The 2943-nt window shown below is 62.3% G+C and carries 4 protein-coding genes; all 4 read right to left on the bottom strand.

What is annotated here, in order from left to right; all coding sequences use genetic code 11:
- Nucleotides 1-65: 65 nt before the first annotated feature.
- Nucleotides 66-1559 carry a PTS ascorbate transporter subunit IIC gene (locus tag K4G53_RS19425; protein ID WP_221387330.1) on the bottom strand — a complete coding sequence of 498 codons (1494 nt, stop codon included), beginning with the start codon at nucleotides 1557-1559 and terminating at the stop codon, nucleotides 66-68.
- A 75-nt stretch (nucleotides 1560-1634) separates the two neighbouring features.
- Nucleotides 1635-1907 (bottom strand): PTS sugar transporter subunit IIB, encoded by a 273-nt coding sequence (locus tag K4G53_RS19430; RefSeq protein WP_221387331.1) that lies wholly within the window; start codon nucleotides 1905-1907, stop codon nucleotides 1635-1637.
- Between the two features lie 39 nt (nucleotides 1908-1946).
- Complete coding sequence (locus K4G53_RS19435; protein ID WP_221387332.1) at nucleotides 1947-2408, bottom strand: PTS sugar transporter subunit IIA; 462 nt, start codon at nucleotides 2406-2408, stop codon at nucleotides 1947-1949.
- 115 nt (nucleotides 2409-2523) lie between these two features.
- Nucleotides 2524-2943 (bottom strand): ROK family protein (locus tag K4G53_RS19440; protein ID WP_221387333.1); only part of this gene is annotated, 420 nt, incomplete at its 5' end.

A 2943-nucleotide genomic window follows, 5' to 3' on the forward strand; every position in this document is an offset into this window, starting at 1 on the left:
ATAGTGGCTGTACGTTCGGGCATGTGGTTCCTTTGTCTGCGTGTTTTGCTGTGTTGGGGAATCGGTTAGGCCGTGGGAGTTTCTTGCTTGGCTTGGGTTTTCTCGCTTTCCTGGGCTTCGGCGAGCCATGCGTCGCGCTTGGCCCCGGGGACCCACCCAGCGTCCACCACCCTCCGTTGGAAGATGATCGCGGCTGTCACAAGGGCGGTGGCGATAAGGACAGTCAGAACGGCGCCGATGGCAGGGCCGCCGCTGAGGCTGACGCCGATGAGGGTGCCGAACCAGCCGAAGTCGGCGTCACCGAAGGTGCTGTTGGCGAGCCCGAACTGGCCCAGGACGAGCAGCAGGACGGCGGGCAGGATGGTAATGATGATGCCGTTGACGAAGCCGCCCAGCATCGCTCCTCTGCGTCCGCCGGTTGCGTTGCCGTACACACCGGCGCCGCCGCCGGTGAAGAAGTGCGGGACCATTCCGGGCAGGATCAGGGCCAGGCCGAAAGCAGGGTTCAGCCAGAGGGCGAGGACGCCGAGGGCGAGCAGGCCGCCGGTGAAGGAGCTCAGGAAGCCGATAAGCACGGCGTTGGCTCCAAAGGGGAAGACGATGGGGATGTCGAGGGCGGCCTTGGCGCCCGGGACCACCTTGGCTGCGATGCCCTGGAAGGCCGGGACGAGTTCGCCCAGTACCGTGCGGACACCGTAGAGGATGACGGCCACGCCGACGCCGAACATCAGCGCTTGCTTGAAGCCGGCCATGATGAATGCCCCCGCGTCAGGGACGTCAAAGATTGCCAGCGCCTCGGCAGAAGGAAGGGCGATGAGTCCCCAGATGGTGAAGACCATGTAGATCAGGACCATGGACAGCGAGGTGGCGACCATGGAATCGCGGAGGAACTTCAGCCCTTGCGGGAACTGAATCTCCTCGGCTGACTTGCTGCGCTTGCCTGCGGCCTGCCCCACTGCACCCGCGGCGATGTAGCCCAACGAACCGAAGTGGCCGATGGCGATGGTGTCGTTACCGGTGATTTTCTTCGTCCAGGGGTGAAGGAACGCCGGCATGACCACCATGATGACGCCCAGCAGGACGGCCCCGAGGAGTACGACCAGCCAGTCAGAGCCTTCCCCCAGGCCGACGGACAGGATAACGGTGAGCATGGTGGCCATGAACACCATGTGGTGGCCGGTCAGGAACACGTACTTCAACGGCGTGAAGCGCGCCAGCACCAGCATGGTGAGGAAGCCAAAGGTCAGGACGTATGCGCTTTGGGCGCCGAACTGTTCCTGGGCCATTGCCGTGATGACCTCGTTGGTGGGGATCACACCTTGGGCCCCGGTCACGGTGAGGATGAGTTGGCCAAGGGGATCAAGCGATCCGGTGACCACGGTGGCTCCCACGCCGAGGATGAAGAAACCCAAGGCCGCCTTGAGTGCGCCTCCGATGACTTGGCCCGAGTTGCGGCGCAATGCGATAAGGCCTGCTGCGGTGATGATGCCGATCAGGTAAGCGGGCACATTGAGAATCTGCTGCCCTATGAAATTCAGTACTACTACGAGCCAGTCCATGCCGTAGGCACTCCCTTAATGCTGAAAATGTTGGTTGATGTTGTGATGGCGCAGGTGGAGGAACCTCCGCGGTGGCTAGAGAACAGCGGCAGACAGTTTCTTGTGGATCTCTTCAAGATCAAAGAAGTTCTCGATGACAATGACCTCTGCGGGGACATCACCAATTTCGGGTGCGAGCTCCTCGGACGTAAGGACGATTTCCGCCGTCTGCGCCGCACCGCGGGCCACGCCGATGTCAGCAGCCTCGATATCGGCATCGACGCCGAGATCCTGGAGGACCTTTTCCGCGTTCATTTTCAGGAGCACTGATGTCCCAATGCCCATTCCACATACAGCGACGATCTTCATGGTTCGTTGCCTTTCACTTCAGAGGGGATGGTGGTGTTGCTACTTGTTCGGCGAGGCCGTGCCCGCCAGGAGGGAGCGGACTTCTTCCGCGCTCTCTGCGGCGTCAAGGCCCTTGCGGGTGGTGGGATCAGAAAGGATCCCGGCGACTGCCCTGAGGACTTCGATGTGGGCAGTGTGGTCAAGTGCTGCAAGGCCTATGACCAGGGAAACGGGGTCGTTCGAGGTGTGCCCGAACGTGACGGGGGAAGCCAGGCTGACCCAGCTGAGCCCTCCCTTTTTGACGGATTCGGAGGGGCGGGCGTGGGCGAGCGCGACGCCGGGGGCGATGACGATGTAGGGGCCGTGCTCTTCCACGGCCGCAATCATCTGTTCGGTGTAGTCCTCCGTGGTGACTCCGCCTGCCACGAGTCCGTCACCGGCGCGGCGGATAGCCTCCCTCCAGTCGGAGGCGGCCACGTTGGTGGTGATGGAGGAAAGTTCTTCAGCGAGGTTGATAGCCACGTGGGGATCCTTTAGTCAGCGGATCACATCACGACGATGTGAGTTAGATCACCGTAACAAGGATTTGTGGCTTAAGTCTACAAGTAGACCAAAGTGTTATTCGTTCAGTGGTCCATCAGACGGTTGCCAGCGCGAGGGAGTTTGCTCCGCTGTGGGTCAGCCGGCTGATCCTGTCGGGCGCGAAGAGCGCGTCCTGGGCCAGCAGGGATGCTCCTGTCAGGCCCGCAACGGCTCCAAGGCCGGACCGCTCGACGACGAGGTCCCGGGTGGCGAACTCGCGCGCCCCTGCGTAGATGGCTTCCCGGATGGGCCGGAGGAAGGGTTCGCCCGCGGCGGCAAGGCTTCCGCCGATGATGACTGCCTCGGGGTTGATCAGTCCGACGATGTCGGCCAGTGTCTGTCCAAGGGTTGTTCCGGTTTCTTCAAGGAGGGTCAGTGTCCGGTGATCCCCGTTGTTGGCGAGCTCAACGATGTCCGCCCCTGTCCTGACCTTGTAGCCGCGGGCTATGAGTTCGGCGCGCACCACCGCTCCGCT

This window comes from Arthrobacter sp. MAHUQ-56 (assembly GCF_019710585.1).
Classification (GTDB): Bacteria; Actinomycetota; Actinomycetes; order Actinomycetales; family Micrococcaceae; genus Arthrobacter.

Bases quoted from the DNA above. Each gene is read 5' to 3' on its own strand.
- K4G53_RS19425 (WP_221387330.1), bottom strand. From the start codon at position 1,559: ATGGACTGGCTCGTAGTAGTACTGAATTTCATAGGGCAGCAGATTCTC.
- K4G53_RS19430 (WP_221387331.1), bottom strand. From the start codon at position 1,907: ATGAAGATCGTCGCTGTATGTGGAATGGGCATTGGGACATCAGTGCTC.